Source organism: Sphingomonas sp. (genome assembly GCF_051962185.1).
Taxonomy (GTDB): Bacteria; Pseudomonadota; Alphaproteobacteria; order Sphingomonadales; family Sphingomonadaceae; genus Sphingomonas.
Genome location: NZ_JBQCCN010000245.1, coordinates 1 through 25359, shown reverse-complemented (window position 1 = coordinate 25359; position 25359 = coordinate 1). Strand labels below are relative to the sequence as shown.

At 65.8% G+C, this 25359-nt stretch carries 37 protein-coding genes and 1 pseudogene; 19 read left to right on the top strand and 19 right to left on the bottom strand.

Features of this window, described 5'->3' with window-relative positions:
- The first annotated feature begins 42 nt into the window (after positions 1–42).
- Positions 43–441 (top strand): endonuclease domain-containing protein, encoded by a 399-nt coding sequence (locus tag ACTHJR_RS15895; protein ID WP_440524216.1) that lies wholly within the window; start codon positions 43–45, stop codon positions 439–441.
- Positions 442–595: 154 nt separating this feature from the next.
- Here ACTHJR_RS15895 and ACTHJR_RS15890 read toward each other — a convergent pair whose 3' ends face one another.
- The gene (locus tag ACTHJR_RS15890; RefSeq protein ID WP_440524215.1) at positions 596–862 is read right to left on the bottom strand and encodes a DUF2171 domain-containing protein; all 267 of its coding nucleotides are present in this window, start codon (positions 860–862) and stop codon (positions 596–598) included.
- A 56-nt stretch (positions 863–918) separates the two neighbouring features.
- On the opposite strand from ACTHJR_RS15890, the gene ACTHJR_RS15885 reads away from it, so the two are divergent.
- From ACTHJR_RS15885 to ACTHJR_RS15870, 4 genes are read left to right on the top strand one after another with little or no spacing between them, the layout of a single operon-like run.
- Positions 919–1113, top strand: a complete 195-nt coding sequence (locus ACTHJR_RS15885; RefSeq protein ID WP_440524214.1) for a hypothetical protein — start codon at positions 919–921, stop codon at positions 1111–1113.
- Positions 1110–1370 (top strand): hypothetical protein, encoded by a 261-nt coding sequence (locus ACTHJR_RS15880; protein ID WP_440524213.1) that lies wholly within the window; start codon positions 1110–1112, stop codon positions 1368–1370. Before ACTHJR_RS15885 ends, ACTHJR_RS15880 begins: the two co-directional genes overlap by 4 nt.
- A gap of 14 nt (positions 1371–1384) precedes the next feature.
- A complete protein-coding gene (locus tag ACTHJR_RS15875) occupies positions 1385–2443 on the top strand; it encodes a ribonucleotide-diphosphate reductase subunit beta (RefSeq protein WP_440524212.1) in 1059 nt (352 codons plus the stop codon).
- Positions 2444–2471: 28 nt separating this feature from the next.
- On the top strand, positions 2472–3149 hold the full coding sequence (locus ACTHJR_RS15870) for a hypothetical protein (protein ID WP_440524211.1): 678 nt from the start codon (positions 2472–2474) through the stop codon (positions 3147–3149).
- A gap of 39 nt (positions 3150–3188) precedes the next feature.
- On the opposite strand, the gene ACTHJR_RS15865 is transcribed toward ACTHJR_RS15870, so the two are convergent.
- Positions 3189–3461 (bottom strand): type II toxin-antitoxin system RelE/ParE family toxin, encoded by a 273-nt coding sequence (locus tag ACTHJR_RS15865; protein ID WP_440524210.1) that lies wholly within the window; start codon positions 3459–3461, stop codon positions 3189–3191.
- 1 nt (position 3462) lies between these two features.
- On the bottom strand, positions 3463–3639 hold the full coding sequence (locus tag ACTHJR_RS15860; protein WP_440524209.1) for an antitoxin: 177 nt from the start codon (positions 3637–3639) through the stop codon (positions 3463–3465).
- Between the two features lie 92 nt (positions 3640–3731).
- On the opposite strand from ACTHJR_RS15860, the gene ACTHJR_RS15855 reads away from it, so the two are divergent.
- On the top strand, positions 3732–4166 hold the full coding sequence (locus ACTHJR_RS15855; RefSeq protein WP_440524208.1) for a DUF1330 domain-containing protein: 435 nt from the start codon (positions 3732–3734) through the stop codon (positions 4164–4166).
- Between the two features lie 11 nt (positions 4167–4177).
- On the opposite strand, the gene ACTHJR_RS15850 is transcribed toward ACTHJR_RS15855, so the two are convergent.
- Both ACTHJR_RS15850 and ACTHJR_RS15845 read right to left on the bottom strand, forming a co-directional pair.
- Positions 4178–4597, bottom strand: a complete 420-nt coding sequence (locus ACTHJR_RS15850; RefSeq protein ID WP_440524207.1) for a hypothetical protein — start codon at positions 4595–4597, stop codon at positions 4178–4180.
- 80 nt (positions 4598–4677) lie between these two features.
- Positions 4678–5130 (bottom strand): hypothetical protein, encoded by a 453-nt coding sequence (locus tag ACTHJR_RS15845; protein WP_440524206.1) that lies wholly within the window; start codon positions 5128–5130, stop codon positions 4678–4680.
- A gap of 247 nt (positions 5131–5377) precedes the next feature.
- Here ACTHJR_RS15845 and ACTHJR_RS15840 point away from each other — a divergent pair, with 247 nt between their 5' ends.
- Positions 5378–5635, top strand: coding sequence for a YjhX family toxin (locus tag ACTHJR_RS15840; protein ID WP_440524205.1), 258 nt, complete (start codon positions 5378–5380; stop codon positions 5633–5635).
- Between the two features lie 178 nt (positions 5636–5813).
- On the opposite strand, the gene ACTHJR_RS15835 is transcribed toward ACTHJR_RS15840, so the two are convergent.
- Positions 5814–6290 carry a DUF2059 domain-containing protein gene (locus ACTHJR_RS15835; protein ID WP_440524204.1) on the bottom strand — a complete coding sequence of 159 codons (477 nt, stop codon included), beginning with the start codon at positions 6288–6290 and terminating at the stop codon, positions 5814–5816.
- A gap of 92 nt (positions 6291–6382) precedes the next feature.
- On the opposite strand from ACTHJR_RS15835, the gene ACTHJR_RS15830 reads away from it, so the two are divergent.
- Both ACTHJR_RS15830 and ACTHJR_RS15825 read left to right on the top strand, forming a co-directional pair.
- Positions 6383–6787 carry a nuclear transport factor 2 family protein gene (locus tag ACTHJR_RS15830; protein ID WP_440524203.1) on the top strand — a complete coding sequence of 135 codons (405 nt, stop codon included), beginning with the start codon at positions 6383–6385 and terminating at the stop codon, positions 6785–6787.
- A gap of 100 nt (positions 6788–6887) precedes the next feature.
- Positions 6888–7415: a CHRD domain-containing protein gene (locus tag ACTHJR_RS15825; RefSeq protein WP_440524202.1), complete on the top strand. Its 528-nt coding sequence runs from the start codon at positions 6888–6890 to the stop codon at positions 7413–7415.
- A gap of 581 nt (positions 7416–7996) precedes the next feature.
- On the opposite strand, the gene ACTHJR_RS15820 is transcribed toward ACTHJR_RS15825, so the two are convergent.
- The gene (locus tag ACTHJR_RS15820) at positions 7997–8461 is read right to left on the bottom strand and encodes a c-type cytochrome (protein WP_440524201.1); all 465 of its coding nucleotides are present in this window, start codon (positions 8459–8461) and stop codon (positions 7997–7999) included.
- Between the two features lie 116 nt (positions 8462–8577).
- Between ACTHJR_RS15820 and ACTHJR_RS15815 the strand changes: the two genes are divergently transcribed.
- Positions 8578–8781 (top strand): hypothetical protein, encoded by a 204-nt coding sequence (locus ACTHJR_RS15815; RefSeq protein WP_440524200.1) that lies wholly within the window; start codon positions 8578–8580, stop codon positions 8779–8781.
- 47 nt (positions 8782–8828) lie between these two features.
- Here the strand turns inward: ACTHJR_RS15815 and ACTHJR_RS15810 are convergent.
- From ACTHJR_RS15810 to ACTHJR_RS15780, 7 genes and pseudogenes are all read right to left on the bottom strand, one after another.
- Positions 8829–9826: pseudogene (locus ACTHJR_RS15810) on the bottom strand (IS30 family transposase).
- A 153-nt stretch (positions 9827–9979) separates the two neighbouring features.
- Positions 9980–10315, bottom strand: coding sequence for a DMT family protein (locus ACTHJR_RS15805; RefSeq protein ID WP_440524199.1), 336 nt, complete (start codon positions 10313–10315; stop codon positions 9980–9982).
- 15 nt (positions 10316–10330) lie between these two features.
- The gene (locus tag ACTHJR_RS15800) at positions 10331–11311 is read right to left on the bottom strand and encodes an MliC family protein (protein ID WP_440524198.1); all 981 of its coding nucleotides are present in this window, start codon (positions 11309–11311) and stop codon (positions 10331–10333) included.
- 71 nt (positions 11312–11382) lie between these two features.
- Positions 11383–11793: an ExbD/TolR family protein gene (locus ACTHJR_RS15795; protein WP_440524197.1), complete on the bottom strand. Its 411-nt coding sequence runs from the start codon at positions 11791–11793 to the stop codon at positions 11383–11385.
- A 92-nt stretch (positions 11794–11885) separates the two neighbouring features.
- Positions 11886–12479 carry a YdeI/OmpD-associated family protein gene (locus ACTHJR_RS15790; protein WP_440524196.1) on the bottom strand — a complete coding sequence of 198 codons (594 nt, stop codon included), beginning with the start codon at positions 12477–12479 and terminating at the stop codon, positions 11886–11888.
- 75 nt (positions 12480–12554) lie between these two features.
- Positions 12555–12884, bottom strand: a complete 330-nt coding sequence (locus ACTHJR_RS15785) for a DNA primase (RefSeq protein ID WP_440524195.1) — start codon at positions 12882–12884, stop codon at positions 12555–12557.
- A gap of 63 nt (positions 12885–12947) precedes the next feature.
- Positions 12948–14177, bottom strand: coding sequence for a multidrug effflux MFS transporter (locus tag ACTHJR_RS15780; protein WP_440524194.1), 1230 nt, complete (start codon positions 14175–14177; stop codon positions 12948–12950).
- A gap of 112 nt (positions 14178–14289) precedes the next feature.
- Here ACTHJR_RS15780 and ACTHJR_RS15775 point away from each other — a divergent pair, with 112 nt between their 5' ends.
- From ACTHJR_RS15775 to ACTHJR_RS15755, 5 genes are all read left to right on the top strand, one after another.
- On the top strand, positions 14290–14643 hold the full coding sequence (locus ACTHJR_RS15775; protein WP_440524193.1) for a DUF3597 domain-containing protein: 354 nt from the start codon (positions 14290–14292) through the stop codon (positions 14641–14643).
- A 71-nt stretch (positions 14644–14714) separates the two neighbouring features.
- Positions 14715–15227, top strand: coding sequence for a hypothetical protein (locus tag ACTHJR_RS15770; RefSeq protein ID WP_440524192.1), 513 nt, complete (start codon positions 14715–14717; stop codon positions 15225–15227).
- Positions 15228–15515: 288 nt separating this feature from the next.
- The gene (locus tag ACTHJR_RS15765) at positions 15516–16469 is read left to right on the top strand and encodes an isopenicillin N synthase family dioxygenase (protein ID WP_440524191.1); all 954 of its coding nucleotides are present in this window, start codon (positions 15516–15518) and stop codon (positions 16467–16469) included.
- Positions 16470–16509: 40 nt separating this feature from the next.
- Positions 16510–16890, top strand: a complete 381-nt coding sequence (locus ACTHJR_RS15760; protein WP_440524190.1) for a hypothetical protein — start codon at positions 16510–16512, stop codon at positions 16888–16890.
- A 102-nt stretch (positions 16891–16992) separates the two neighbouring features.
- Entirely contained in the window at positions 16993–18288 is a 1296-nt protein-coding gene (locus ACTHJR_RS15755) for a homoserine dehydrogenase (RefSeq protein WP_440524189.1), read from the top strand.
- 12 nt (positions 18289–18300) lie between these two features.
- Here ACTHJR_RS15755 and ACTHJR_RS15750 read toward each other — a convergent pair whose 3' ends face one another.
- The 5 genes from ACTHJR_RS15750 to ACTHJR_RS15730 all read right to left on the bottom strand — a co-directional run bounded on the left by ACTHJR_RS15750 (position 18301) and on the right by ACTHJR_RS15730 (position 21217).
- Positions 18301–18756 carry a hypothetical protein gene (locus ACTHJR_RS15750; protein ID WP_440524188.1) on the bottom strand — a complete coding sequence of 152 codons (456 nt, stop codon included), beginning with the start codon at positions 18754–18756 and terminating at the stop codon, positions 18301–18303.
- Positions 18757–18798: 42 nt separating this feature from the next.
- Entirely contained in the window at positions 18799–19080 is a 282-nt protein-coding gene (locus ACTHJR_RS15745) for a hypothetical protein (RefSeq protein WP_440524187.1), read from the bottom strand.
- A 155-nt stretch (positions 19081–19235) separates the two neighbouring features.
- On the bottom strand, positions 19236–19553 hold the full coding sequence (locus ACTHJR_RS15740; RefSeq protein WP_440524186.1) for a hypothetical protein: 318 nt from the start codon (positions 19551–19553) through the stop codon (positions 19236–19238).
- Positions 19554–19616: 63 nt separating this feature from the next.
- Entirely contained in the window at positions 19617–20048 is a 432-nt protein-coding gene (locus ACTHJR_RS15735; RefSeq protein ID WP_440524185.1) for a CoA-binding protein, read from the bottom strand.
- 209 nt (positions 20049–20257) lie between these two features.
- Entirely contained in the window at positions 20258–21217 is a 960-nt protein-coding gene (locus ACTHJR_RS15730; protein WP_440524184.1) for an Mrp/NBP35 family ATP-binding protein, read from the bottom strand.
- 112 nt (positions 21218–21329) lie between these two features.
- On the opposite strand from ACTHJR_RS15730, the gene hflK reads away from it, so the two are divergent.
- The 4 genes from hflK to ACTHJR_RS15710 form a co-directional block, all read left to right on the top strand.
- On the top strand, positions 21330–22400 hold the full coding sequence (gene hflK, locus ACTHJR_RS15725) for a protease modulator HflK (RefSeq protein ID WP_440524183.1): 1071 nt from the start codon (positions 21330–21332) through the stop codon (positions 22398–22400).
- Positions 22400–23278, top strand: coding sequence for a protease modulator HflC (gene hflC, locus ACTHJR_RS15720; RefSeq protein ID WP_440524182.1), 879 nt, complete (start codon positions 22400–22402; stop codon positions 23276–23278). The genes hflK and hflC overlap by 1 nt, the downstream gene beginning before the upstream one ends.
- Positions 23279–23421: 143 nt before the next feature.
- Positions 23422–24957: a Do family serine endopeptidase gene (locus ACTHJR_RS15715; RefSeq protein WP_440524181.1), complete on the top strand. Its 1536-nt coding sequence runs from the start codon at positions 23422–23424 to the stop codon at positions 24955–24957.
- 81 nt (positions 24958–25038) lie between these two features.
- On the top strand, positions 25039–25359 hold a 321-nt coding region (locus ACTHJR_RS15710; RefSeq protein ID WP_440524180.1), incomplete at its 3' end, for a helicase HerA-like domain-containing protein.

Genomic DNA, 25359 nt, shown 5'->3' with positions numbered 1-25359 from the left:
GTGGGAGAGGGAGGGGCCCGCGCCGCGAAGCGGCGTGGGAGGGTGAGGGGGAATGCGGACGGCCTGACCAAGCGCCAACTGCTGCCTTCTTCGACCCCCGCCCGGTCGCGTGATCTTCGCAAGAACGCCGGCGATCCCGAGCGCGTCGTACGGCGGGCACTCCGCGAGGCCTTTCCGGAGGCGAGATTCCGCCACCAGGTACCGATGGGCCGCTATCATGCCGACTTCTGCTCGCATGGGGCAAAGCTGATCATCGAGATCGACGACGCCACGCATGCCGAGCGCCGGGACCGTGATGAGGCGCGTACGCGTTTCCTCGAAGGCGAAGGCTCTCGCGTGGTGCGGTTCTGGAACAACGACGTGATGGGCAATGTCGAGGGCGTGATCGCTACGATTGCGGATCATCTGCCCGATGAGATGAAGGGCGCGCTCCGTGGTTGAGCGTCCCCCTCACCCTTCCGCGACGCTTCGCGTCGCTCCCTCCCTCTCCCACAAGGGGAGAGGGAGCATGGGCGCCATCATTTCCCTCTCCCCTTGTGGGAGAGGGAGGGAGGCGCGCAGCGCCGGAAGGGTGAGGGGGAGTGAGAGTCTTCCCCTAAGCCTTCTCCTCCTCCTCGAACGTCACCGCGACGTCGGCATTGGCGCTCAACCGCACGGTGTCGCCCTCGACGCCCGCGATCAGGCCTTTCGAGATGTAATGATGGTGCCCGGCATGGCTGCCCTGCCCTTCCTCGACGTCGGCGGCCGAATCCTTCTTGGTCAGCTTGATGCGGTCGCCTTCGACATGGTCGACGGTGCCGACATGGACGCCGTCGGCGCCGACGACGTTCATATGTTCCTTGATCTGGTCGAGATCGGCCATGGTCATGCTCCTGTGATGGTTACGGCTGGAGAACGCGCGAAGCCGGAGTTGGTGGCATGACCCGCGGCCCGCTGATCATGTACGCGGTCGCCGCCGTCGCGGCCGGGGGCGGCGCCTATGTCCTGACTCGCCGCGCGGCGAGCGAAGGCGCGGTCTATGCCCGCCGCATCGGCGCCACCATGCTGATCGCGCTGGCCGCGAGCCTGGTGATCTTCGCCACCGCGATGGCACGCTGGAGCGCCGGGGCATGAACGGCGCGCTCCTCCTCGGGATCGTCACCTTGGTCTGCGTGACCGACCTGATGCTCGCATTGTATTTCCTGCGCCTGGCCGGCCAGGCCGAGAGCGACGTCGGCGCCGCGCCGGAGGCCGGCGGTACCAATCCCGCCGCGGCGCGCCGCTTCGCCCGCGTCATGTTCATCGCCACGCCTGTGCTGTGGCTCATCGTCGCCGCTTTGTCCTTCGGCCTGTTCGGCCCGGTCGGCGGCATCACCCCCATCGCATTCTAGTCCGGAGTCCGCCCATGTCCCTTCTCGACGCCCGCAAGACCTACAAGCCCTTCGAATATCCCTGGGCGTACGAATTCTGGAAGCGCCAGCAGCAGCTCCACTGGCTGCCGGAGGAAGTGCCGCTGGGCGAGGATTGCCGCGACTGGGCGCAAAAGCTCAGCGAGCATGAGCGCAACCTGCTGACTCAGATCTTCCGCTTCTTCACCCAGGCGGACGTCGAGGTGCAGGATTGCTATCACGACAAATACGGCCGCGTGTTCAAGCCGACCGAGATCAAGATGATGCTGACCGCGTTCAGCAACATGGAGACGGTGCACATCGCGGCGTACAGCCATCTGCTCGACACGATCGGCATGCCCGAGAGCGAGTACGGCATGTTCCTCGAATATGCCGAGATGAAGGACAAGCACGATTATCTGCAGCAGTTCGGCGTCGACACCGATGCCGATATCGCGCGCACGCTCGCCATGTTCGGCGGCTTCACCGAGGGGCTGCAATTGTTCGCCAGCTTCGCGATGCTGATGAACTTCCCGCGCTTCAACAAGATGAAGGGCATGGGCCAGATCGTGTCCTGGTCGGTCCGCGACGAGAGCCTGCATTGCGAAGGCATCACTCGCCTGTTCCACGCTTTCGTCAAGGAACGCGACTGCCTGACCAAGGCGGTCAAGGACGACATCATGGACGTGTGCCAGACCACCGTCCGGCTGGAGGACGCGTTCATCGACCTGGCGTTCGAGCAGGGCCCGGTCAACGGCATGGCGCCCAAGGAGATCAAGAAGTACATCCGCTACATCGCCGACTGGCGCCTGGGCCAGCTCGGCCTGAAGCCGATCTACATGATCGACGAGCATCCGTTGCCGTGGCTGACCCCGCTGCTGAACGGCGTCGAGCACGCCAATTTCTTCGAGACCCGCGCGACCGAATATTCGAAGGCCGCGACCCGCGGACAGTGGAACGACGTGTGGGATTCGTTCGACAAAAGGCAGAAGGCGAAGGCCGGGCCGGCGGCGAACGAGGATGCCGGGAATGGCGAAGGGGATATGTTCGACAAGGCGGGGATTGCGGCTGAGTAAGGCATCTGCGTTTAGCAGGAGTACGATCATGGAAATCGAAGTTTCGGCCGAGACGATCTCTCAAATCTGGCAACAGCTGAACAGCCCCCATCAGGCGGGTCGATCAGATGGTCGCCGAACGGCGCACAAGCAGATTGTGCAAGACGGCTGGGCAATTAACATTGATATCCAAGATGTCGTATGGGAAACTGATGATCGCGCCGATCAGTTATTTCGACATCACGACGCTTTCGAATGCCTGCTCGAGCCCTTCAAGCTTCGCTTCGAGAGCCGCTTGAAGGGGCCATTCGCCAATAGTGACACTTTATATGGCCACAACGCGATGAGAATCGCCGAGGTTGCGGCCTATATCATGGAAATTGAACGGCTGGGTTTTTCGGTCGATCCTACTCCTATTGTTGAAGCAATTAGACCAGCCCTCCTGAAAGAAAAGTATCTGACCAATCACGAGGTTTCGGTCGTTCGGTATCAAAAAGAGCGCCATCGTTGTGAGGGCATCATTCTCAGAAGTAAGCTCGGCAATCCGACAGATGTGGAAACGGTTACGACGCACAGCGGCTATAAAGCGACCGCAGTTCTAAATGAGGAAGGAAAGGCAACGGTCCTTCGCGTGACCGCACCGAAAAGCCGAAAAGACTTCCCCCTCAAATACTGGGTTGACTTCGAACTTCGCCGTAAACAACAAGCTCACTTGCAACCCGAGTAAGCGTGTCGGAATTATGAGAACAGTTACTAAATCGCCTACTCACTCCTCCGCGCGAGCCCCGTGCCGGACGCGTAGGATGATGACACGTTCCGCTTCGACCCGATATCGCAGCACATAAGGCCAGACGATCGTCATCTCACGATTGCCGTCGGGCGCTTTTCGGCCGCGATCGGGAAATTCGGCCAGACTGTCCGCAACTTCACGCAGGCGCTCGCCAAGCCGAATGGCCGCTGCCGGATTGAAAGCAGCGATATAGGCAACGATCGCTTCCAGATGACCGATCGCTTCATCGGTCCAAACGATCCTGCGCAAGTCAGTCGCCGACGCGGGGACGCGGTAGCGGCTTGGGCGATCCCCATGAGGCGATCCAGCGTTTGACGGCCTCATGGCTTATCAGGCGCCCCGCAGCGACATCGGCCTCGGCGCGCGCGTCGGCCGCCGCTTCGGCAACGGGATCGTCGGTATCGAACAGGGACTTCTCGCGGGTCATCGAGTACGAAATATACCTGTGTGGTATGTTCGCAAAGTGCGAACATCCAAAATGGCGCCATCTCCGCCCCGGTGGTTTTCGAAGGAAGGCCGATGACCGAAGCCCATATCGACCCTACCCGCGCACAATTCGACGCTTTCAAGGCGCTCCCCCGCGACGCGCCGATCGCGATGCTCAACCTGATCCGCTATCGCGAGCATGCCGCCTATCCGGACGGCCACGAGTCCGCCGCGCTCGGGCTGAGCGGCGCGCAGGCCTATGCCCGCTATGGCGAGGAGAGCGGGCCGATCTTCCGCCGCGTCGGCGGCAGCGTGATCTGGTCGGGGGCGCCGCAGCTGGTGCTGACCGGACCGGCGGACGAGGCGTGGGACAGCGCGTTCGTCGCGCTCTATCCCGGCGCGCATGCGTTTCTCGAGATGGTGACCGATCCCGCCTATCGCCTCGCCGTCGTCCACCGCCAGGCGGCGGTCGCGACCAGCCGGCTGATCCGCTGCGCACCACGCGAGGCGGGTGCCGGGTTCGCCTGAGCGGCGTCAGTTCACGCCAGATCCAATTCTCGATCGACCGCGGTGCCGTCGCGATCCGGCGGCTGTACGGACAAGACGCGTATCGCGTTCACCAGGATGAAGAATGGCCAGACGAAGACCCAGAAATCACTGGCCTGCTGGGGACGCGGAATAGACCACCAGGGCTGGCCCCAAAGAAACATCATAACCATCGCGACCGCGCCAAGATGACCAAATCCCGACGGCGCTCGCCCAATCCGGTCTCTCCGCCCACCGGCGGTGAACAGTTGGAACGCACCCAAGATGATGAGCAGCTCCGCGAAATCGCCCGTCCGCTCCCACGATATACCGAAGAACGGCATCGCGATGACGGCATAGGCACACAGCAGGGCGATCAGCGCCAGCCATTGCACCCAATCGAGCTTACGGAGCCAATCGATCCAGCCGGCCATCACAAGCCCCCTTCCGCCGTTATCCTACCAATGCGTTCTTAGCACCGAAAGTCCGAAGCTCGGGATTTCGACGCCAGCGCTCAGGCGGCCTCCGGCTCGGCCGCCGGCTTCTCCTCAGCGTTCTCGCGGCCGGCGGTCAGAACCAGGGTGGAAAAGAGCAATCCCGCCAGTGGCGGAAACAAATGCTGGAAGTCCCGCGCGGTTTGCGGTCGCACGACCGGGATCAGGTCGAGGCCCCACAGCATGAACAACAATGTCACGACGACGGAAAAGTGACTGAAGGCGATCGTCCGTCCACGGTCCGCCGCGGCTCCGATCGTTCCCGCGACGAAAAATATGAAGGTGATCATCGGGATCAAGAGCGCGACGAACTCACCATAAGCGTCGAACAGGGCCGACGGACGACCGCTGAGTGACTGCCCGATCATGGCGTAGCTCGTCGCCAGACCCGCTAGCCCGACGATCGAGCGCCACGGGCCGATCGCCCGCATATGCCGAACCAGCGCTTCGCCGCGTTCCCTCAAGTCGGGCATGTTTATTCCCTTTAAATGATGAGGCTATCCGATCGCGAACGGCAAGCCTAGGGGCACGCTTGACCGCCGGCCCGGCGCCCGCCATCCTTGCCGCGTTCACCGCCCCTGAGGGAAGTATGAAGGAAATTGTCGCCCGCTGACCTGACGGCCCCGGCCCTGCCGGAGGCGCCGTCGTCATGCGCTCGACCCGCCGGGATGTCCCGCGCGGGGCAGCGCGGTCGTTTCTCGACTGACGGGCACAATCCACGTGAACATTTCCAGATACGAACAGCGCGTGCTGCACGCGCTCGCGCAAGGCGGCGCGATCCATCATTGCCGTGACGACACCGGGCGGATCGTCGAGGCGATCTGCTTCACTCGCGAGGGGCATAGGCTGACCGACGGGACGCTGGCGCTGTTCCGCAAGCTCAAGCGGCGCGGGCTGATCGTCAGCCGGAGCGGGCAACCGTACCGAATCAGCCGGCTGGGGCTGGAGGCGGTTAGGAGCCAATTGGACAATCGGTGAACCAAAAATCCTCCCCGGGACGGGGAGGGGGACCGCTCGCGAAGCGAGTGGTGAAGGGGGGCCTCCACCACTAACCTCCCGGTCTGTTGCCCGTTCGTCGCGGGCCCCCTCCACCAAGCCGCTTGCGCGTCTTGGTCCCCCTCCCCGTTCCGGGGAGGATTTTTGTGGGCCGTCTCTCTTACTTCTTCCCCCCGCACAATTTGCCGGTCGCCTTGCAGAACTCGGCGGTCAGCGTGCCCTTGAAGTCGAAGCCGTCGAGCGCCTGGGCGGCCGTCATGATCGCGGCCGGTTCGGCGGCGCGCCAGTGTTGCGCGGGCGGGCTGGCGTTGAAGGCGACGAGCGCGCGCAGGTCGTCGAGCGACAGCGTCATCGCATATTGGTGCCCGATCCTGGTCGCGGCGCGCGCCACCGCGTCGTCGGCGATGCGGCGGCCGGTCGCGAGCCACTGGTCATTTTCCGCCGCGGACAATTCGGGATGCGCGTCGGCGATCTCCCCGATTTCCCGGTCGGTCATCGTCGGCAACAGGATCGCGAGCACGCCGTTCGCCGCCAGTTTCACGCCCAACGCCTCGGCCTCCGCGCTCGGTGCGGCAGGCGGCACCGCCGTCGCCTGCCCGCCGGCCAGCACCATCGCCATCAGTATCGCGATCGCCATGTCCCTCCCCTTCGTTACCCGATCAGGCGAGTCCGTCCTATCGCCGCGGACCGAGCCGCCCTAATGTCGCACCAACACGGGGAGGAAACCATATGTCGCAAGCCAATGTCGACGTGATCCGCGGCATCTACGCCGCCTTCGCCACCGGCGATGTGCCCGGCGTGCTCGGCCGGATGGACCCGGCGATCGAATGGCACGAGGCGGAGAATTTCCCTTATGCCGACGGCAATCCCTATGTCGGGCCGGAAGCGGTGGCGCAGGGCGTGTTCCTGCGCTGCGCGACCGAATGGGACGGGTTCGCGGTGCAGGTCGACGAGATCGTCGACGGCGGCGACACGGTCGTCGCGCTCGGCCGCTATCTCGGCACCTACAAGGCGACCGGGAAGCCGCAGCATACGCAGATGGCGCATGTCTGGCGCGTCGCGAACGGTCGCGCGGTGGGGTTCCAGCAATATGCCGACACGCTGGCCGTCGCGCGGGTGACCGGCGGCGCCTGAGCGCGGCGCGTTCACCGCGCGCTTCATCCGGGGGCAAGCTGGCCCCGCCTAGGGTTTTTCGGACAAGAGCGCCGCGTCGCGCCCATCACCAGAGGATTCGATGCGTTTCACGTCCCTGTTCGTCCTGACCGCCCTTCCCGCCGCCATCGCCACCGTCACGGTCGCCGCACCCGCCGCCGCCAAGACGCTGAGCTATCGCGCGATTCTCGACGGCACCGCCTCGACCAGCGCGACCGGATCGCCGGCGCGCGGCAAGGCGGAGATCAAGCTCGACACCAAGTCGCAGCGTGTCACGGTCGAGATCGACGTCACCGGAATCACGCTCGACCAGCTCAACAAGGCGCTGGTCGCCAAGCCGATCGGCCCGGTCCATTTCCATCAATATCGCAGCGCCGACGACGTCGATGCGGTGCTGCCGGTGCCCTATGGCGCCAATTACCGCGCGACCAAGGACGGCTTCCATGTGTCGATGCGCGACTATCCCTATGCCGACGGCGCCAAGCTGCTCAACAATACCGATCCGTTTCAGGATTTCGTCGACGCGATGAGCGCCGGCAAGATCGTCCTCAACATCCACACGGAGAAATATCCGGATGGGGAGATCAGCGGCAAGGTGATGCCGGATTGAAGACTTGAAGCCGGCCTGGATCCCGTCCGATTTCGCCGCTTAACCCTCTCCCGCTTTCGGGAGAGGGAGGGGCCCGCGAAGTGGGAGGGTGAGGGTCTTCTTTCTTCCAAGCCGATCGCGTCCAAGAAGAAAGAAGACCCTCACCCAACCTCTCCCGCAAGCGGGAGAGGAGCAAAGAGCCGTAGTGGCCAGGGGATACCGGAGGGCGATCCAGGTCGGACATGTGCGCCCGCCGCGCTAATGTGGGCGCAGGCCGGCTTCCCCCTTTTGCAAGCCGGCCCGCGCCTCGCCGTTCCCCGTCCCGCTTACGAAACGGATCGGCGTACCGGTTGGTAGCATTGCCGCGTCGATACCGCAATTGCTTGTAAATTTACGACATTCGCGAGCGGACGAGCATGAATCCTTCTCCCCTTGGGGGAGAAGGATAGCGAAGCTTGGCGGCCTGCCGCTTAGCGGAGCTTGGATGAGGGGTCGCGGCGCTTCAGCGCCGCGCGAGCCTGCGGCTCGCTCCCTCACTCTCGCCACTCGGCTTCGCCGAGCGGGCCTCTCCCTCTCCCCAAAAGGAAGAGGGGAATAGTACCCTACCCCTTTGGCTTGTCCGGCGCGCGATAGGCGTCGTGGCAGGCCGAGCAGGTATTGCGCACCACCAGCCATTGCGCGGCGAAACCGGTCTGGTCGCCCGCCTTGGCCAGCGTGGCGAGCTTGGTCGCTTCGGTGTCGAGCGCGGCCGCGGCCTTTTCGAATCCGGCGCGGTCGCTCCATACGGTCGGCAGCGCCTTGGTGGCGCCGCCATCGCTTCCCGCCGGATAAAGACCGGCGAGCGCGCGGCCCCAGCCGGCGATCGCGCCAGCGGCGAAGGCCTGGGTCTTCACGTCGCCCTTGGCGTCGATTACCGCCTTCATCCCGCCGAAATCGGCCCCGGCGAGCTTCATTCCCGCCTGGCGCGCCGCGATCAGCCGGTCGGCATCGTCGCGCCGTCCCGTCGCCGCCGCGGTCAGCACCCCCGCCGCAAGTACCAATATCAGCGCCGACATCGTCCTGGTCATCGCGACTCTCCCTCGGTCATGGGCGCGACGCTATGCCTCGCCGCGGCGCGGAGCAATGCCGGCGTTAACCGCGTTCGAAGGCCGGGCGTTAACCGCATGGCGGCTATGATGGCCCGATGATCCCGTCGAAAATCTTTCGCAGCCGTTGGGCGGCGCTGTTCTGGGCGGCGGGCATCATCTGGACCGCCTATGACGTGGCGATGGCCAATCGCGCCGATCCGCCGGCCGGCAACAACACGACAGCGGTGATGACCGACGCGACCGGAGTGGCGGTCGACGACAAGGATCTGGCGGTGCTCGCCAACGCGATGGGGAATTAGGGGGCGCGCTCCCGCCCGAGAATTGCGGACTTGGACAGCCTCATTCGTCACCCCGGGCTTGTCCCGGGTGTGGATTCACATTCGAAGTGCAACGGGTTGAGGAAGGTTCGGCTGGGGTTTGGAAGCCGAGGCATTTTCTAGGGGTGTTGTTGTATCTGGCGATGATGGCGTCGAGTGCGGAGCGCGGCAAGGTATTGAGGTCGGTGCTGCGTGGTAGGTTGCGTCGCAATCTGCCGATGGCGTTTTCGACGCCGCCTTTTTGCCATGGCGCGTGAGGATCGCAGAAGAAGGTCTTGAGGCCGAGTTGTCGGGCGATGCGCTGGTGGCGGGCGAATTCGGTGCCGTTGTCGAAAGTGATGGAGTGTCTGAGGTCTGGCGGCACGGGGCGCAGCATGCGGGTGAGAGCGGCGGCGACGGGATCGGCTCTGAGGTTGGGTTGTGGGACGGCGATGGTGAGGCGTGATCGTCGCTCATGGGCGACGAGGATGGCGCTGCCGGGTCGGGAGAAGAGCATGGCGTCGGCTTCCCAATGGCCGGGTTGCTGTCGCGTGGCGATGTCGCCGGGGCGCTCATGGATGGAGCAGCGGCCGGCGACATAGGGCCAGCCGCCGGTGCGGCGCCAACCTCGCTTGTACTTGGCGCGGGGCAGATAGAGGCGCCAGCGGCGGTCGTTGGTGCGTTTGAGCTGGGCATAGACGAAGCGGTAGATCGTCTCGTGGCTGATGACGCGACGCCCTGCCTCGTGGGCGAAGCGCCCGGCGATCTGCTCGGGGGACCAGCCGTCGTTCAAGCGATCGAGGACTGCCTCGCGCAGCGCATCCTCGCGCTCCAGGCGGGAGCCGTGCCAGCGTCTCGCGCCGGCCTGGGCCTGGGCATAGCCAGGCTGATAACCGACCTTCGACCCGCCGTTACGCTTCACCTCTCGCGAGATGGTCGACGGCTGGCGATCCAGAGCTGCAGCGATCTGCCGGATCGATTGCCCGGCTTCGCGAAGCCGGGCAATCGAACACCGCTCCTCGAGCGATAACTGACGGTAACTCGACATGGCATCACCTGCTTGAGGTGTTGCACTTCGTTTGTGAACTCAGGGGGGTCCACTCCTTCGCACGCGAGTTGAGGGTTGTTACGCGGTGGATGCCAGGACAAGACCGGCATGACGGTGGGGATTCGGTGCCGCTCCCTTCACGACCGATGCCCCCTATTTCCCCGCGAACAGGAACGCGACGGCGCCGACCAGGCAGAGAAAGGCACCCAGATGCCGCCAGCCGAGCGGCTCCCCCAGCACCGTCACCATGAACACCCCGAACACGGTCAGCGTGATCACTTCCTGCGTGATCTTGAGCTGCCCGCCCGACCAGCCCGAGGCATAGCCGATGCGGTTGGCGGGCACCGCCAGGCAATATTCGAGCAATGCGATGCCCCAGCTGATCGCGATGACGATCCACAGCGGCTTGGTCATCCCGCCCTTGAGATGCCAGTACCACGCCACCGTCATGAAGCAGTTGGACAGCGCGAGCAGGCCCACCGTCCACATGCTCTTCTTCCTTCGCTAGCGGATGACCGTGCAGGCGATGGGCGGGTGGCCGGGCGTCGTCAAGGTCGCGGCGTCGCCCTTGCCGCGCAATTCATAGGGGCCCTTCCGGTACCAGATGCCCGACGCCGGCTTCTGGCCGTCGAGCGTGGCCAGCATCTTGCCGGCGCGGCTGATCTGCGCGGTGTCGGCGCGATTGTCGAAGCGCACCGCGAATTTGGTGCCGTCCATGCAGCGGTAGCGAGCGCTGATAACGGGTGGCCGTACGACCTCCGGATTATTCTTGATGCCGTCGATCTGCTTCTGAAGACGCGATCGATCATATTCCGCCTTCCCCGGCGCAGGCTTCAGGTCGATCGAATAGATGTGCCATTTGCGCTGCTCGGGCGTGGCGCCGTCGACCTCGGTCCGGCGCAGCACCACGTTGCCCGTCCGGTAGTCGGGCCGGCCGTCCTTCAGCCGCGCGTAGATCTGCACCGGGACGGTGACGTAGCGGCTCCCGGCCGCACCCTCGATCTCGCCGGGGCCGCCGATATTGGCGTGATATTCCTTGTATTTGGCGAAGCTCGCCGCGAACGCCGCCGGGCTCAGTTTGCTGTCGGCGCCGCCATTGCCCCACAGCGCGCGGGCTGCGGCATATTTGCCGCCCTCGATACTGGCATAATAGATTTGCACGACATTGGCGGCGCCTTGCGCGCTGTCGGGGGCGAACTTGCCCTCAGCCGCCGGCGTGCGGTCGTCGGGCAGGCCGCCCGGCTGGCCGGGCGCGGCGGGCGCGAGGGGCCGCTCGTCGCCAGTCGCCGGCGGCACCGCGCCATTGGTCGCGACGCCGCTATCGGCCACAGCGTTGCCGGTCTCGTTATAGCTGGTGATGTCACCCCGCGCGCGGTCGGCGGCGCCGTTGATGTCGACTTCGGTATTGCCGGTCGTCACCGGTTTCGAGCAGGCGGCAAGGCATGTCGCAAGGCACAGCATCGGGACCAGGAAAACGGCGCGCACGAAAGCCCCCAGGCAAAACGGTAGTGGAGGCGTAGAACGATCGAACGCGCGCCGCGTTCCCCGGCGACCGCTCAGAACACGCCGCCGAACTGCTCGTTGCCGACGAAGCCGAGCCGCGTGATCCCGGCGCGCTTGACCGTCGCCAGCACGCGATCGAACGTGTCGTAATGCGTCGCCGCGTCGGTCCGCATGGTCAGCACCGCGTCCTTGTCGGCGGTGATCGCGACCAACTCGTCGGGCAGCGCGCGTTCGGACACGGCCATGCCATCCAGGGTGAGCGCCCCCGACGCGGAGATATCGAGCTGGTGCGTCTTCTGGTCGGGCAACGTCCGCGCCGGCCCATTGGGCAAGTCGACCGCAACCTTGTGAGTGGCGATCGGCAAGGTCAGGATCATCATGATCAGCAACACCAGCAGCACGTCGATCAGCGGCGTGACGTTGATCGCGGCGATGGTTTGGTCGTCGGCTGTCCTGCGGGTCATGATCGTTCTCCCGTTATGGTACGTGATAACGTATCATGTTCGACGGCCATGGCAAGTGGTTGCGGCGCATCGTCAGCGCGCCGCCGGAGCAGTCAGCAATTCTCGTATTTCCAGTTGAGCTTCTTGCCCGCGCGGGTCTGTTCGATGGTCTGCGCGACGCATTTGGCGCGAGTCTCGTCGCGCTTCGCCTCGGCCACCCAGTCGCAATATTCGCGGCGGCATCCGGGCGGAAAGGCGTTCCAGTTGGCCGCCGCCTCCTCGTCCGCGGCCAGCGCCTCGGCCAGCGCGGGCGGCACTTCCGCCTCGGGCTTGGGCTCGCGCGCCGCGCGCTTGGGCTTTTCGCCCGCGTCGATCTTGGCCAGCGCGCGGTCGAGCGTGTCGAGCAACACCTTGTCGGGCGGCAGCGTCGCGATATCGGTCAGCCGGCCATATTGGCCCATCGCGTCGCCTTCCTTGCCGGTCTGAAGCTCGAGCCGGTCCCAGAAACCGAACGCGGCATGTTCCTTGAAGGCCGCCATGTTGGCGAGCGACTGCCCCTTATAGGTGAAGAAGGGCATGCTCCATTTGATCGTTTCCTCGACCGCCGGCGCATGGCCGTGGATCAAGTCGCGCAGATGCGTGAGGATCGGCTTCGCGAAGTCGTTCCTGGCGGCGATATAAGCGTCGACGCGCGGATCCCGGGGCATCGGCTCTCCTTTCGGCTTCCGTCCGGGCGGAACCTAGGATCGCGACGGCGGCGCGGTCAACGCCGCGGCGGATCGTCAGGGATTGAGCGCCTCGTCGTCGGCGTCGGACAGATCGTCGTCCTCGGCATCGTCGTCGTCGAACTCGTCCTGGACCTCGTCCTCGTCGATGTCGGTTTCGGCCATGTCGGCGTCGTCATCTTCCTCGCCGACCTCGCTGTCCGACATCTCGACATCGTCGTCCTCGGGCTCGTCGCCCAAATCGGGGTCGAGATCGGTCAGAATATTGCCGTCGCTCGGCCCGTCGCGCGTCGCTTCGAGAATCTCCGCACGCTGGCTCTCGTCATAGCCTTCCTCGTCGTAACCGTCGTCGCCGGGACCCTGGCCCGATACCTGATAACCGCCCATCTCCGTCTCCATGACTGGCAAGGAGCGAACGGCGGCGCGGGCTTCGGGTTCCGTCGGGCCCGATCAGGCGGGGCGAAACAGGCGGCCGCGCTCGACGATCGCCGCCAGTGCCAATGCTATCACCCCGGCGGCCAGGAAGCCAAGGTGGAGCGGCGTGGTGGTGCCGTCGAACGCCATGCCGATCAGCCCGCCGATCGCCGCGCCGAAGGTGGTGACGAAGAAGCCCTGGAGGCTCGACGCGGTGCCCGCGATCTCTCCCATGTTGAGCATCGCCATCGCCGAGCAATTGGACGCGGCGAGGCCGAAACAGGCCAGCGTGACCGCCTGAAGCGCGACGAACAGCCAGATGTTCTCGTACCCGAGCTTGCTGACCAGCAGGCTGGTCGACGCCGCGACGATCAGCACGACCATCGCCCCATGCGAGATGCGCCGCATGCCCAGCCACATCACGATCCGCGAATTGAGCAGATTGCCGCAGGCCATCGTCACCGCGCAGCCGGCGAAGATGAGCCCGAGCCGCTTCGGCTGATGGAACACCTTCTCGACGATCGGCTGGATCGACGTGATGTAGCCGAACAGCGCGCCCTGCAGTCCGATCACCGCGGCGGCATAACCGACCGACAGCCGGTCGGAGAAGGTGCGCTTCCAATTCGCGATCAGCAGCTTCGCTTCCAGCGGCAAGCGGCGCTCGGCGGGCAGCGTCTCCGGCATGCGCAGGATGAACCAGGTCGCGATCGCCACGCTGACCATGGCGATCATGTTGAAGATCAGTCGCCACGAGCCCATCAGCAGGATGAACTGGCCGATGCTCGGCGCGATGATCGGGAAGATCATGAAGGTCATCACCGCCAAACTATTGACCCGCGCCATCGCGCGTCCCGAGTAGCAATCGCGGATCAAGGCGATCGTCACCACCCGCGTCGCCGCGATCGCGACACCGGCGCAAACGCGCGAGATCAGCAAGAGGTCGAAGCTCCTGGCGACGCCGCAGACCAGGTTCATCACCACGTACAGTACCATCGACCCGATCAGCACCGGCCGCCGCCCGTAGCGATCGGCGAGCGGCCCGTGGACCAGTTGCGCCGCGCCGAACCCGCCCGAGAACATGACGATGACCAGCGGCAGGTCGTTCGCCGCGACGTGCAGATCGCCGCCGATGCTCGGCAAGGCCGGCAGCATCGTGTCGATGCCGAGCGCGCCAAGCGCCATCAACGCCGCGATCAGCGCGACGAATTCCACGAAGTGGATCGGCGACGAGGGTTCGTCGCGAGAAGGATCCCCGGGCTGCGGCATTCGGCCCCCATGCCCTACCTTGTCCGACAAATCAGCCCCGAAAAATTTTTGTCACGCAACCGGAATAGGGTTAGGTCAGCCCCTTCGGGGGTGAGACGTTGAGGAGAATCGCATGAGTATCTTCGGTACGATCAAGGACGCCATCTTCGGCTCGGCCGCCGCCGCCACTCCGGCACCGCCGCCCGCCGATCCCGCCGCGCCGCCGCCGCCTCCCCCGTCGCCCCCCGCCACGCTGAGCGAGGATCAGATCTACGCGGTGCTCCAGAAACATGCCGACGCCCTCGGCCAGGATCTCAACTATCGCGAATCGATCGTCGACCTGATGAAGGCGATGGGCCAGGATTCGAGCCTGGATGCGCGCAAGCAACTCGCCACCGAGCTCGGCTATACCGGCGACCAGAACGACACCGCGACGATGAACATCTGGCTGCATCAGAAGACGATGGACAAATTGATGAACGGCTGACGCGCCGTTCGATCTTGCGTGGCGGGCACCGTGGTGTATTATTTCTGTAAATCACCACGGGAGCCCGCCATATGCTTCGCTTGATTCCCCTTGCCGCTGTCGCCCTCGCGCTCGTCGCTTGCGGCGAGAATGACGGCAACAGCACCTCGGTCAGCTTCAGCGCCAACAGTTCGGACGGAATGGTGTCGGGAGGCGTTGATAAATCGGGCAATCTCAAGATCGATGCCGGCGGCTTCAAGGCGGACCTGAAGCTGCCGAAATTTTCGGTCGACGCCTCCGATTTCGACATGAACGGGGTGCATCTCTATCCCGGCTCGACGATCACCTCGATCAACGTCAACGGCGGCGATGGCGACAAGAATGACGGCAAGGATCCCGGCCGGGTCAACGTCGCCTTCACCAGCCCGGCGACCGCCACGACGGTGCGCGACTGGCTCAAGGAGCGGCTGGTCAAGGCCGGCTTCACGCTGTCGGCCGACGGCGCGGGCCTGACCGGCAAGACCGACGACGGCAAGCCGTTCGTGCTCAAACTGACCGACCAGGGCGCGAACAAGGCGACCGGCACGATCGATATGGGCGGCTGAGATTCCGTCATCCAGCGCAAGCTGGGGTCTGGTGCCGCAAGCGCTCGCCGATAGTCGATTCATCGCACTCGACCCGCCATACGCCTCCCCGGCGAAGGCCGGGCCCGGTTCGACGGAGTGGCGACGGCATCCTGTCACTGCATGCGCATTGCGACTAGGCCCCGGCCTCGCCGGGGACACGTAGAACGACAGGCCCCCGCAGCCGCTTCGAGACCCGCTTTCGCTGGGGTGACGGGCGCGCGGCGAAGGTCTATCGTCGCTCCTTTCGAAAGTTCCGGACGATCAAAGATGCTAGATACTCCCGCCGCCCAAGTCCCCACGCTCAGCCTCGCCGATGAGGCGCGCGATCCCGCCGCTTTCGCCGCGGCGTTCGGCGGGTCGTTCGAACGCTTCGGCTTCGCGATCGTCGCCGATCATGGCATCCCGCTGCCGCTGATCCAGCGCGCCTGGAGCCTGACCGAGGATTTCTTCGCGCTGCCCGAGGACGAGAAGCGCGGCTATTACGACAAGGCCTGGGGCGGCCAGCGCGGCTATACGCCGTTCAAGACCGAGATCGCCAAGGACGCCAAGCACGTCGATCTCAAGGAATTCTGGCACGTCGGCCGCGACCTGCCCGAAGGCCACCCGTCCGCCGCGACGATGATGCCCAACGTCTGGCCGTCGCGGCCGGGGGACTTCCAGGAAGCGCTGACCGATCTGTGGAACGCATTCGACCGCGCGGGGCTGCGCCTGCTGTCGGCGATCGCGCGTCACCTGAAGCTGCCGTCCGATTATTTCGAGACCGTGGTCGACCACGGCAATTCGATCCTGCGCCTGCTCCATTATCCGCCGATCCCGGTCGATGCGGAAGGGGTCCGCGCCGGCGCGCATGAGGACATCAACCTGATCACCCTGCTGCTCGGCGCCGAGGAAGCGGGCCTCGAATTGCTCGACCGCGACGGCAAATGGCTGGCGATCCGCCCGCCCGAAGGCGCGATGGTTGTCAATGTCGGCGACATGCTACAGCGGCTGACCAACCACGTCCTGCCCTCGACCACCCACCGCGTCGTCAATCCGCCGCCCGAGCGCCGCGGCTTCTCGCGCTACTCGATGCCGTTCTTCCTGCATCCCAACCCGGAATTCCTGATCGAGACGCTGCCGAGCTGCATCAGCGCGGACAATCCGAACCGTTATCCCAACCCGATCACTGCACACGACTATCTGCACGAACGGCTGGTCGAAATTGGTCTCGTGAAAGCCTGATCGTTTCGTGTTACAAACAGCAGCGTAACGGGAGGGAAGCATGCGCCGCGCGATCCTGACGAGCTGTATCCTGGCGGGCGGGCTTACGCTCGCCTCGGTCGCCGTGGCACGACCGGGCGCGGACCTGTTCGGCGCCGAACGCGACGAGGCGCCACGGATCGAGCGAACCACCTCCGGCCAGAACGGCCTGTTGCGGCTATGGTCCACCGTCGGCCGCTGCGTCGTCCAGCGCGATCGCACCGCGGCTGTCGCCTTCGTCCGCGCGCCGGCCGGCTCCGACCTGTCGCTGGCGGCGGCGCGGCGGCTCGATCCCGTCTTCGCCGGCTGTCTCGCCGGGTCGCGCGTGCCCGGGCCGTCGAGCGTCGTGCTGCGTCGCGCGGCATTGGCCAACGCGCTGGGATTCACCAAGAACCGCATTTAGAGTTGTTTTCGAGCTTCACCGAAACCGACCTCAGCCGGTCTTTAGCTGCCGATAACCGTCGCCGCTTGCCGCGACCGGCCTAGTTCCTCTACGCGCCATCGGATGACTTCGACTTCTCCGCTGCGCGTCGCGCTCGCAGGCCTCGGCACCGTCGGCGCCGGTGTGATCAAACTCCTCGATGCCAATGGCGCGCTGATCGCCCGCCGCGCCGGCCGCCCGATCGAGATCGTCGCGGTGTCCGCGCGCGATCGCGCCAAGGATCGCGGCGTCGATATCGCGCGATTCGACTGGGTCGACGATACGGCCGCGCTCGCGCAGCGTGCCGATGCCGACGTCGTGGTCGAACTGATCGGCGGATCGGACGGCCCGGCGCTGACGCTGGCGCGCGCCACGCTGGCCGGGGGCAAGAGCCTGGTCACCGCCAACAAGGCGATGATAGCGCATCACGGGCTGGAACTGGCACAGGCCGCCGAGGCCGCCAACGTCGCACTCAAGTTCGAGGCCGCGGTCGCCGGCGGCGTGCCGGTGATCAAGGGCTTGCGTGAAGGCGCGGCGGCGAACGAAATCGGCCGCGTTTACGGCATTCTCAACGGCACCTGCAATTTCATCCTGACCAAGATGGAAGCGGAGGGGCGCGATTTCGCCGAGGTACTGGCCGAGGCGCAGGCGCTGGGCTTCGCGGAAGCCGACCCCAGTTTCGACATCGACGGCATCGACGCGTCGCACAAGCTCGCGATCCTCGCCAGCCTCGCGTTCGGCACGCGTCCCGCGTTTGACGAGGTCGCGACTACCGGCATCCGCCACGTCCTGGCCGCAGACATCGCGGAGGCCGCCGCACTCGGCTATCGTGTGCGGTTGGTCGGTGTCGCCGAAGCGGGCGCGGACGGGCTGTTCCAGCGCGTCCACCCGCATCTGGTGCCGCTCAGCCATCCGCTCGCCCACGTGTCCGGCGCACTCAACGCGGTGGTCGCGGAAGGCAATTTCGTCGGCCGGCTGCTGTTCCAGGGCGCGGGCGCGGGCGACGGCCCGACCGCCTCGGCGGTGGTCGCCGATCTGATCGACATCGCGCGCGAAGAATTCGGGCCGGCATATGCGATGCCAGCCGCCAGCCTGTCCGCCTTGCCGGCGGCCGACAGCGGCGATCGTCGCGGCCGTGCCTATCTGCGCTTCATGGTCGCCGATCGCGCCGGCGTCCTGGCCGAGATCGCCGCGGCGATGCGCGACGCCGGCGTCTCGATCGAGAGCCTGATGCAACGCGGCGCCAACGCCGACGGCAGCGTGCTGGTCGCGATCGTCACCCACGAGGCGCCGGAGCGTTCGGTCGCGCAGGCGCTGGAAAAGCTGCGCGGTTCGCAGAGCCTGGCCGGCGAACCGCTGTGGATGCACATCCTGGAGTAGCGCGACGCGCGCTTAGGGCAGCAATTTCCCCTCGGTCGACGGCGGGGTGTCGGACAGATCGATCGGCACGCGACCGCTCTTGTCGGGCTTTTTGGCGAACGCCTTTTTCGCCAGGTCCGCCGCTCCCTTGATGATCGGCATCAGCGGCGGGCCGAACCCGACGACGCAGGTGCGGCTGATCGGACAGGGCGTCGCTTGCGCGGCGAGTGCGCCGCTCCCGGTCCGATAGGGATTGGACGGTACCGGGCCGTCGGGCACGACCTCGTCCGGAAGGGGCAAGGTTTGCGAGGGTAGCGGATTGCCGCACACCACGATCTCCTTGCCGTCGACACGACGTACGCACGGCTCGTCGGCTACGGGCACCAGAATCGAGAAACGCTCGGGCGTATCGGCGGTGGCGGGCTGGGGTGCGGGAGCGGCGGCCGGCGTGGCCGCCTGCAAGGCGAGTATCAGCAGCGCTCCAGCCATGGCGTCATCCTCCGGCCAATCGGATAGCCCGCGATAGGGGCGTCAATGCGGCAGGTTTTCGCGCAAGGTTTCCATCGGATCCTCGGTCGAGCGCAGAAGCGTCCGACGCTTGCTGAGGCAGCGCATCGCGCCGACCACGTCGCATTTGCTGCCGTCGTTCGCCAGCGCGCGCTGCTTCAGCGATTCGGCGTCATCGCTCGATGCCGGCACGCGGTAGCGATCCGCGCAGGCGCCCGTGCACCGCGCCGGCGCGGACGGCGGCTTCAGATCGAAATGTACTTTCTTCAACGACGTATGCGGCGTGACCGCGGCGAGCATGACCAACAACGGCGTGAGCATCGGACCGACCCCTGTCTCGAGCACCCCAGACTTCAACCCATGAAGCCACAGCGCGTTCCGCGGCGCCAGATGCTGCGGCCGACCCAACCAAATTTTCTCCGCGGCCGGACGTGTTTATGGAGCGATCGGTCGCTCGCCGATCAGCGACACCCCAGTGCGGGTGCTGACCGACACCCAGCCTTGCCGCACCCGACCAGGAAGGTCGACTTCTCCTGGCAATTGTTGGTCTTCGCCAGCAGGCGCTCGCGTTCCGCCGGAACGCCCTCGTTGCGCGGATCGTCGGGATCGATGATCGTCAACGGTGCGCGGAAGCGATCGGCTTCGCGGCGTCCGCACACCACGATGTCGTCGGGCCGGCCGGTGCGACATTCGATCGTCGCGCGCGTCGCCGCGCGATAGCGTTCCATCGCCGCGTCGAGCTGGGGAGCGGCCTGCATCATCATCAACCACGCCAGCATGGCGCGACTCCCGCGACGTTATGCCGCGCGCGGGTGATGATGCGCGATTGCGGCGATTTCGCGTCAGCCAGCGACGGGCGGAACGCCGAGCCTCGGAATATCGATCGCCGGACAGCGGTCCATCACCACCGCCAGCCCCGCCGCCTCGGCCCGCGCCGCCGCTTCCTCATTGATCACGCCAAGTTGCATCCACACCGCCTTGGCGCCCGATGCGATCGCCGCATCGACCGCCTCGCCCGCCGCCTGCGGACGACGGAAGATGTCGACGATGTCGATCGGCACGCCGATCTGGGCAAGGTCGTGGAAGACATATTCGCCATGGACGTGCTGGCCGGCGATCTGCGGATTGACCGGGATCACACGATAGCCATGCCGCTGCAGCATCGCCATCACGCCGTAACTCGGCCGGTCGGGCCGGTCGGACGCGCCGACCATGGCGATCGTCCGGGCGTTGGCGAGAAGATCGCGGATGTCCTGGTCGGCGGTGAGCGGCATGGCCGTGCTCCTGCTTGCTACAACAACATCCCCTTCCTTGACGGGAGAGGATAGCGAAACTTGGCAGCTTGCTGCCTAGCGAAGCTTGGAGGGTGGACGGCGGCGGTCTCGCCTGGCGGTCCACTCTCCCCAACTCCGACTAGGGCCGGCTGACGCCGACCCAAGTCTTGCGTGTCCTTTCCCATCAAGGGAGAGGAAAAGTACGCGCGCTACCGCGCCTCGAGCCAGTCCTTCACTTTCCCGGCAATCTCCCCGAACGCGGCACCCTCCGGGCCGTTCCCCGCAGCGGGCGGCGTGCCCGCGTCCGATGCGGCGCGGATCGCGATCGCCAGCGGCACGCGGCCGAGAAACGGCACGCCCAACTCGCGCGCGGCCGCTTCCGCGCCGCCCTGACCGAACGGATCCGACACTTCGCCGCAATGCGGGCAGGCATAGCCCGCCATATTCTCGACCACGCCGATCACCGGAACGCCGGCCTTGCCGAACAAGTCGATCGCGCGGCGCGCGTCGATCAGCGCAAGGTCCTGCGGAGTCGAGACGATCACCGCGCCGGCCGGCTTGTATTTCTGTATCATCGTCAACTGGACGTCGCCGGTGCCCGGCGGCATGTCGACCACCAGGGTGTCGGCCGGCCCCCAATCGCCTTCGATCAATTGACCGAGCGCGCTCGCCGCCATCGGCCCGCGCCAGGCGATCGCCTGGCCCGGCGCCACCAATTGCCCCATCGACAGGATCGGGACGCCGGACGGCGTCGCGACCGGGATCCTGGTCTTTTCGCGCGCCTGCGGCTTCGAGCCCTCGACGCCCATCAAAGTCGGCTGCGACGGACCGTAGATGTCGGCATCGACCAGCCCGACCTTGCGCCCCGCCGTTGCCAGCGCGATCGCGAGATTGGCCGCGACGGTCGATTTACCGACCCCGCCCTTGCCGCTCGCCACCGCTATCAGGGTGCGGCCGACCCGCTCGCTGGTCAGCGCGATGCGTACATCGCTGACCTCCGGCCCGGCCAGCGCCGCCGCGCGCACCGCCGCCTCGAGCGCGTCGCGCGCCTCGATATCCAGCCCCGTCACATCGAGAATCACGCTGGCGCGATCGCCGTCGTGCCGTACCGTGGCGCGCTTGTCCGCCACTGCGGCGATGCGCGCCGCCAACCCGGTCTTGTCGTCCATCCGCGCCAGATAGGGCCGCTATCGCCGCTTGCCCCTGTTTTTCCGCGCAACGCCACTTATAAAGGCCCATATGACGATTGCCCTGCCCTGGCGGCGCCGCCTTTCCCAAGCCATGTCCGACAAGCCCAAGAGCCCCTGGGGAGGCGGCGGCGGGAGCGATTCCGACGGCGGCGACAGCAACGGCGGCGGCAACGACGCCGGTCCGCGCAACCCTTGGGCGCAACCGCCGGGGTCGCGCCCGCGCGCCCCACGGGCGGGCGGTGGCATCGAAGATCTGCTGAAGCGCGCGCGGGGCGGCGGCGGCGGCGGTTTTGGCGGATTCAATCTGCCCGGCGGCGGCAACGGCCGATCGCTCTGGGGATGGGGTGCCGGCCTGCTCGTGCTCGCCTGGGTGCTGTTGACGTCGGTCCACGTCATTGGCCCGCAAGAGCAGGGAGTGGTCACGTTTTTCGGAAAATATTCCGGAACGCTGGACACCGGCTGGCGGCTGACCTTTCCCGCGCCGATCAATTCGGTCGACAAGATCAACGTGACCGGCATCCGCTCGTTCGAGTTTCCCGACGGCGGCGGCGCCAATCTGGTGCTGACTCGCGACGGCAATCTCGTCGATCTCGGCTATGCGGTGCAGTGGAACGTCAGCGACCCGCAGAAATACCGGTTCGAACTCGACAAGCCCGACGATGCGGTGAAGGCCACTGCGGAATCCGCCGTTCGCGCGGCGATCGCCAATTCGACGCTCGACGACGTGCTCGGCGCCGGCAAGATCGAGATCCAGAACCGCGTCCGCGAGTCGATGCAAAAGGTGCTCGACGATTATCAGTCGGGCATCCACATCGTCAGCGTCGCGCTGAACAACGCGTCGGCGCCGCAACAGGTGATGGACGCCTTCAAGGACGTCACGGCGGCGCAGAACGATCGCCAGTCGAACATCACCCAGGCGCATGGCTATGCGACCCAGGTGATCGCCAACGCCCAGAGCCAGGCCGCGTCGTTCAACGGGGTCTATGCGCAATACAAGCTCGCGCCCGACGTCACGCGCCGTCGCATCTATTACGAGACCATGGAGCAGGTCCTGAACCACGTCGACAAGACGGTCGTCGAACCGCGCAACATCGCGCCGCTGTTGCCGCTCGGCGGCGCCAAGGTCGCGCCCAATGCGCCCGCAACCGGGGGAGACCGCTGATGCCCGGCTGGCTTCGTAGCCCGATCGGCGCCGGGATCGCCGCGCTGGTTCTGCTCATCGTGGCGGCCAGCACGCTCGCGATCGTGCCCGAGACCCAGCAGGTCGTGGTGGTCCGGATGCAAACTCCGATCGGCACGGTCAACCGCTGGAAGCCGGGCGAAGCGCTCGGCAATACCGGCGCCGGCCTGCTGGCGCGCATTCCGTTCGTCGACCATCTGATCTGGATCGACAAGCGCGTGCTCGACCTCGACCTCGACAACCAGCAGGTGTTGTCGACCGATCAGCAGCGGCTCGAGGTCGACGCGTTCGCGCGGTTCCGCGTGGTGGATCCGCTCCGCCTGGTCCGCTCGCTCGGGCTCAGTTCGGGCGCCGAGGACCGGGTTACGGATCAGCTCAAGCCGCTGTTCGGCTCGGCGCTTCGTTCCGAACTCGGCAAGGTCGATTTCGACGCGTTGCTCAGCCCCGAACGCGGCAAGCTGATGGACAATATCCAGGCCGCGCTACAGACCTATGCGCGCAATTACGGCGTCGAGATCATCGACGTCCGCATCAAACATGCCGATTATCCGGACGGCTCGCCGCTGCAGTCGGCGCTCGACCGCATGAGCAACACCCGCAAGCAGCAGGCGCTGACGATCCGCGCCGAAGGACAGCGCGACGCGCAGATCATTCGCTCGCAGGCTGACGCCCAAGCCGCCAAGATCTATGCCGATGCGCTCAACCAGGATCCCGAATTCTACAATTTCTGGCGCGCGATGCAGTCCTATCGCTACTCGTTCGGTCCGGATTCGAACGGCAAGCTGCCGCCCGGCCAGACGACGCTGATCCTGACGCCCGACAATTCCTATCTCAAGGAGTTCGAGAGCGGAGGAAAATGATCGGCTGAAACCCGCGCGACATTGGCGGGTTTGACCAATCGCGTTCCTTGCAGTTCGTTCATATTCAATCGCCGTTCAGGCTCCGGTGGCCAATATTGGCCAAACCGGGGCCGATGAGACCGAGACGAAGAGGATCTACCCAAGTGCGCTACGCCTACGCCATTACTACCGCCTTGTTGCTCGGCGGCGCTGCCACCACCATGCTGTCGCCTTCCTATGCGCAGAACGCGCAGAACGAGCCGGGCACGATTTCCGCCGCCGCGCCCAAGGCCGGCGCGCCGATGAGCTTCGCCGACATGGTCGCCAAGCTGCAGCCGGCGGTGGTCAACATCTCGACCAAGCAGAAGGTGCAGATCTCGACCGGCGGCAATCCGTTCGGCGACCTGTTCGGCGGCATGATGGGCGGGGGTCAGGACGACGGTCAGCCGATCACGCGCGAGGGGCAGAGCCTGGGGTCGGGCTTCATCATCTCGCCCGATGGCTACATCGTCACCAACGCGCACGTGATCACCGCCGGCGCCAAGGGGGCGAAGGTCGAATCGATCACGGTCACCTTGTTCAACCGCAAGGAATATGTCGCCAAGGTGATCGGTAGCGACACCGCATCCGACCTCGCGGTGCTGAAGGTCGACGCGACCAACCTGCCCTATGTGAAGTTCGGCGATTCCGGCAAGGCGCGGGTCGGCGACTGGGTGATCGCGATCGGCGAGCCGTTCGGCCTGGGCGGCACCGTCACCGCGGGCATCATTTCGGCGCTCAATCGCGTGACCGGCCAGGGCGGCGCGTACGACCGCTTCATTCAGACCGATGCCGCGATCAACAAGGGCAATTCGGGAGGCCCGATGTTCGACCTCAACGGCAACGTGATCGGCATCAATTCGCAAATCTATTCGCCATCCGAAGGCTCGGTCGGCATCGGCTTCGCGATTCCCGCCGCCTCGGCCAAACCGATCATCGACACGATGATCAAGGGCGGCAAGGTCCAGCGCGGGTATCTCGGCATCGGCCGCCAGCCGGTCGACGAGGATATCGCCAGCACGCTCGGCCTGCCCAAGGATCGCGGCGAGATCGTCAACCGCGTCGAGCCCGGCAGCCCCGGGCAAAAGGCCGGCCTGAAGCAGGGCGACGTCATCGTCGCGGTCAATGGCCAGGAAGTGACGCCCGAGCAGACCTTGCCCTATCTCGTGGCGAACGTCCCGCCCGGCTCCGCCGCCAAGATGAATATCATTCGCGACGGCAAGCCGATGACGGTCACGGCGATCGTCGGCAATCGCCCGAGCGAGGAAGAACTCGCCAATTCGATTACCGGCAACGATGACGGCGACGACGACGGCGGCACGCAGGGCGGCAACGGCGCGCCGGAGTTGCATGCCGGCGCCGAACTGCTCGGCGTTCAGGTGACCGCGCTGACGCCCCAGATCGCCAATTCGCTGGGGGTCAATCCTGCCCAGGTCAGCGGCGTCGTCGTAACCGGCGTCAGCATGGCGAGCGACCCGGCGGCCAAGGGTCTGCAGCGCGGCGACATCATCTCGTCGATCAACAAGACGGTGGTGCGTACGCCGGCCGAGTTCGACGCGCAGATCCGTGCGGCCAAGGCGGCTGGCAAGACCACCGTGCTGGTCTATTTCACCCGTGCGCGCCAAGGCAGCCTGTACGTCGCGATCAAGCTCAAGGCCTGAACGTCCATGGGGCGACTTGGCAGGCCCTAGCCTGCCTCGCTAAACCTCCCTCGTCCCCGACCGGGACGAGGGAGTTTTTGAATGGCCGACACGACCACGATCTTCATCGGTGCTGGCGAAGGCGGGACCAACCCGCAGGCGCTCGAACTGAAGCGCGCGAACCGCCACGGCCTGATCGCCGGCGCGACCGGCACCGGCAAGACCGTCACCATCCAGGGCATCATCGACGGGCTGAGCCAGGCGGGCGTCCCCTGCTTCGTCGCCGACGTGAAGGGCGACCTGTCGGGCCTCGCCATGGCGGGCTCGCCCACCGCCAAGAATGCCGACGTCTTCACCGCGCGCGCCAAGGAGATCGGCGACAGCGACTGGTCGTACAGCGACAATCCGGTCCAGTTCTGGGAT

What these genes read in the sequence shown, in the direction of transcription:
- ACTHJR_RS15750 (WP_440524188.1), bottom strand. Translation starts at nt 18,756, where the DNA reads ATGGCTGGAGCGCTGCTGATACTCGCCTTGCAGGCGGCCACGCCGGCC.
- ACTHJR_RS15875 (WP_440524212.1), top strand. Translation starts at nt 1,385, where the DNA reads ATGTCCCTTCTCGACGCCCGCAAGACCTACAAGCCCTTCGAATATCCC.
- ACTHJR_RS15815 (WP_440524200.1), top strand. Translation starts at nt 8,578, where the DNA reads ATGATCCCGTCGAAAATCTTTCGCAGCCGTTGGGCGGCGCTGTTCTGG.
- ACTHJR_RS15785 (WP_440524195.1), bottom strand. Translation starts at nt 12,884, where the DNA reads ATGGGCGGTTATCAGGTATCGGGCCAGGGTCCCGGCGACGACGGTTAC.
- ACTHJR_RS15890 (WP_440524215.1), bottom strand. Translation starts at nt 862, where the DNA reads ATGGCCGATCTCGACCAGATCAAGGAACATATGAACGTCGTCGGCGCC.
- ACTHJR_RS15870 (WP_440524211.1), top strand. Translation starts at nt 2,472, where the DNA reads ATGGAAATCGAAGTTTCGGCCGAGACGATCTCTCAAATCTGGCAACAG.
- ACTHJR_RS15805 (WP_440524199.1), bottom strand. Translation starts at nt 10,315, where the DNA reads ATGTGGACGGTGGGCCTGCTCGCGCTGTCCAACTGCTTCATGACGGTG.
- ACTHJR_RS15860 (WP_440524209.1), bottom strand. Translation starts at nt 3,639, where the DNA reads ATGACCCGCGAGAAGTCCCTGTTCGATACCGACGATCCCGTTGCCGAA.
- ACTHJR_RS15790 (WP_440524196.1), bottom strand. Translation starts at nt 12,479, where the DNA reads ATGCCCCGGGATCCGCGCGTCGACGCTTATATCGCCGCCAGGAACGAC.
- ACTHJR_RS15730 (WP_440524184.1), bottom strand. Translation starts at nt 21,217, where the DNA reads ATGGACGACAAGACCGGGTTGGCGGCGCGCATCGCCGCAGTGGCGGAC.
- ACTHJR_RS15740 (WP_440524186.1), bottom strand. Translation starts at nt 19,553, where the DNA reads ATGCTGGCGTGGTTGATGATGATGCAGGCCGCTCCCCAGCTCGACGCG.
- ACTHJR_RS15885 (WP_440524214.1), top strand. Translation starts at nt 919, where the DNA reads ATGACCCGCGGCCCGCTGATCATGTACGCGGTCGCCGCCGTCGCGGCC.
- ACTHJR_RS15855 (WP_440524208.1), top strand. Translation starts at nt 3,732, where the DNA reads ATGACCGAAGCCCATATCGACCCTACCCGCGCACAATTCGACGCTTTC.
- ACTHJR_RS15830 (WP_440524203.1), top strand. Translation starts at nt 6,383, where the DNA reads ATGTCGCAAGCCAATGTCGACGTGATCCGCGGCATCTACGCCGCCTTC.
- ACTHJR_RS15825 (WP_440524202.1), top strand. Translation starts at nt 6,888, where the DNA reads ATGCGTTTCACGTCCCTGTTCGTCCTGACCGCCCTTCCCGCCGCCATC.
- ACTHJR_RS15770 (WP_440524192.1), top strand. Translation starts at nt 14,715, where the DNA reads ATGCTTCGCTTGATTCCCCTTGCCGCTGTCGCCCTCGCGCTCGTCGCT.
- ACTHJR_RS15755 (WP_440524189.1), top strand. Translation starts at nt 16,993, where the DNA reads ATGACTTCGACTTCTCCGCTGCGCGTCGCGCTCGCAGGCCTCGGCACC.
- hflC (WP_440524182.1), top strand. Translation starts at nt 22,400, where the DNA reads ATGCCCGGCTGGCTTCGTAGCCCGATCGGCGCCGGGATCGCCGCGCTG.
- ACTHJR_RS15760 (WP_440524190.1), top strand. Translation starts at nt 16,510, where the DNA reads ATGCGCCGCGCGATCCTGACGAGCTGTATCCTGGCGGGCGGGCTTACG.
- ACTHJR_RS15775 (WP_440524193.1), top strand. Translation starts at nt 14,290, where the DNA reads ATGAGTATCTTCGGTACGATCAAGGACGCCATCTTCGGCTCGGCCGCC.
- ACTHJR_RS15820 (WP_440524201.1), bottom strand. Translation starts at nt 8,461, where the DNA reads ATGACCAGGACGATGTCGGCGCTGATATTGGTACTTGCGGCGGGGGTG.
- ACTHJR_RS15795 (WP_440524197.1), bottom strand. Translation starts at nt 11,793, where the DNA reads ATGACCCGCAGGACAGCCGACGACCAAACCATCGCCGCGATCAACGTC.
- ACTHJR_RS15735 (WP_440524185.1), bottom strand. Translation starts at nt 20,048, where the DNA reads ATGCCGCTCACCGCCGACCAGGACATCCGCGATCTTCTCGCCAACGCC.
- ACTHJR_RS15765 (WP_440524191.1), top strand. Translation starts at nt 15,516, where the DNA reads ATGCTAGATACTCCCGCCGCCCAAGTCCCCACGCTCAGCCTCGCCGAT.
- ACTHJR_RS15845 (WP_440524206.1), bottom strand. Translation starts at nt 5,130, where the DNA reads ATGCCCGACTTGAGGGAACGCGGCGAAGCGCTGGTTCGGCATATGCGG.
- ACTHJR_RS15880 (WP_440524213.1), top strand. Translation starts at nt 1,110, where the DNA reads ATGAACGGCGCGCTCCTCCTCGGGATCGTCACCTTGGTCTGCGTGACC.
- ACTHJR_RS15850 (WP_440524207.1), bottom strand. Translation starts at nt 4,597, where the DNA reads ATGGCCGGCTGGATCGATTGGCTCCGTAAGCTCGATTGGGTGCAATGG.
- ACTHJR_RS15780 (WP_440524194.1), bottom strand. Translation starts at nt 14,177, where the DNA reads ATGCCGCAGCCCGGGGATCCTTCTCGCGACGAACCCTCGTCGCCGATC.
- hflK (WP_440524183.1), top strand. Translation starts at nt 21,330, where the DNA reads ATGTCCGACAAGCCCAAGAGCCCCTGGGGAGGCGGCGGCGGGAGCGAT.
- ACTHJR_RS15835 (WP_440524204.1), bottom strand. Translation starts at nt 6,290, where the DNA reads ATGGCGATCGCGATACTGATGGCGATGGTGCTGGCCGGCGGGCAGGCG.